Annotated in this window: 3 protein-coding genes; all 3 read left to right on the top strand. The window is 70.1% G+C overall.

What is annotated here, in order from left to right:
• The coding region (locus E3D03_RS20615; protein ID WP_263568507.1) for a DUF2460 domain-containing protein at positions 1-454 on the top strand (454 nt) is incomplete at its 5' end.
• On the top strand, positions 451-1,335 hold the full coding sequence (locus E3D03_RS20610; protein ID WP_263568506.1) for a DUF2163 domain-containing protein: 885 nt from the start codon (positions 451-453) through the stop codon (positions 1,333-1,335). The genes E3D03_RS20615 and E3D03_RS20610, both read left to right, overlap by 4 nt.
• On the top strand, positions 1,332-1,766 hold the full coding sequence (locus E3D03_RS20605; protein ID WP_263568505.1) for an NlpC/P60 family protein: 435 nt from the start codon (positions 1,332-1,334) through the stop codon (positions 1,764-1,766). The genes E3D03_RS20610 and E3D03_RS20605 overlap by 4 nt, the downstream gene beginning before the upstream one ends.
• Positions 1,767-1,807 lie beyond the last annotated feature (41 nt).

Genomic DNA, 1,807 nt, shown 5'->3' with positions numbered 1-1,807 from the left:
TCTGGCGGCGGTCGTCGCCTTCTTCGAGGCGCGAAACGGTCGCCTGCACGGTTTCCGCTTCAAGGACTGGGGCGACCACAAGTCCTGCCTGCCTTCGGGCACGCCGTCGCCCACCGATCAGTCGATCGGCACCGGCGACGGCGCGACGACCGCCTTCCAGCTGGTGAAGCGCTACGCCTCCGGTGCGCAATCCTGGACGCGGGCCATCGCCAAGCCGGTGACCGGAACCGTGCGCATCGCGCTCGCTGGGGTCGAGCAGCCCTCCGGCTGGTCCGTCGACACCACGACCGGCCTCGTCACGTTCAGCGCTGCGCCTGGCGCTGGTGTAGCGATCACGGCGGGCTTCGAGTTCGACGTGCCGGTCCGCTTCGACACCGATGTGCTCGACGTGACGCTCGACCTCGAGCGGCTCGGCTCGATCACCTCCATTCCGCTGCTGGAACTGCGCCGATGAAGACCCTCGCTCCCGCCCTGCAGGCCCATCTCGTCGAGGGTACGACGACGCTCGCCTGGTGCTGGCGGATCGCGCGCGCCGACGGCGTTAGCTTCGGCTTCACTGATCACGACCGGACGCTCGCCTTCGATCGCACCGACTTCGAGCCGGAAAGCGGGCTGACGGCGTCCGAGGTCCGTTCCGGCTCAGACCTGTCGGTCGATGCGCAGGATGCAGAGGGCGTGCTGACCTCCGACCGGATCACCGAGACCGACATCCTCGACGGCCGCTGGGACAACGCCGAGGTCGAGGTCTGGCGGGTGAACTGGGCCGACACGAGCCAGCGCGTGCTGATGCGCCGCGGGGCCATCGGCCAGATCCGGCGCGGGCGGCTGGGCTTCGTCGCCGAGGTCCGCTCGCTCGCCCATGTGCTGGGCCAGACAGTCGGGCGGACCTTTCAGGCGACCTGCGATGCCGCGCTTGGCGACGCGCGCTGCGGCGTCGATCTGGAGGACCCCGCCTTCAAGGGCACGGGCGAGGTGATCGATCTGCTGCGCGACCGGGCCTTCACCGCCTCGGGCCTCGGCGGCTTCGCCTCCGGCTGGTTCACCTTCGGCACGCTGGATTGGACGAGCGGCGCGAATGCGGGGCGGCGCACCGAGGTGCTGGGCCATGACGTGACGGATGGCATTGCCGTGCTGACGCTCCTCGAGGCGCCGGTGCGCGCGATCGCCGAGGGCGACGGTTTCACCATCCGCGCGGGCTGCGACAAGCGGATCAAGACCTGTGGCGCGAAGTTCGCCAACACCGCCAACTTCCGCGGCTTCCCGCACATCCCGGGCCAGGACGCAGTTCTCCGCTACGCCACGAAGGATGGCGGGCACGAGGGATCGGTGTTGTGACCTCCGCCGATCCCACCCGCGTCATCGCCATCGCGCGGTCCTGGCTCGGCACGCCGTACCACGACCAGGCCAGCCTTAGGGGCGTCGGTTGCGACTGCCTCGGGCTGGCCCGGGGCATCTGGCGCGAGGTCGTCGGCCCAGAGCCATTCCCGATCCCGCCCTACAGCCGCGACTGGGGCGAGACCGGCCCGCGCGAGGTTCTGGCGGACGGCGCGCGGCGGATGATGATCGAGGTGTCGCCCGCCGAGGCTGGTCCCGGCGCGCTGGTGCTCTTCCGGATGAAGCCCCGAGCCATCGCCAAGCATGTCGGGATCCTGACCGGTCCCGACAGCTTCCTCCACGCCTATGAGCGGCTCGGCGTGATCGAGGAACCGCTCACGCAACCCTGGCGGCGGCGCATCGCCTTCGCCTTCCTGTTTCCGCAAACCTGAGACCCGACCATGGCAACGCTCGTCCTCGGTGCCGCTGGCGC

Source organism: Paracoccus sp. DMF (assembly GCF_004407025.1).
Lineage (GTDB): Bacteria > Pseudomonadota > Alphaproteobacteria > Rhodobacterales > Rhodobacteraceae > Paracoccus > Paracoccus aminovorans_B.
The sequence above is the reverse complement of the archived record's forward strand: the minus strand, read 5'-3'. Positions and strand labels throughout refer to the sequence as shown.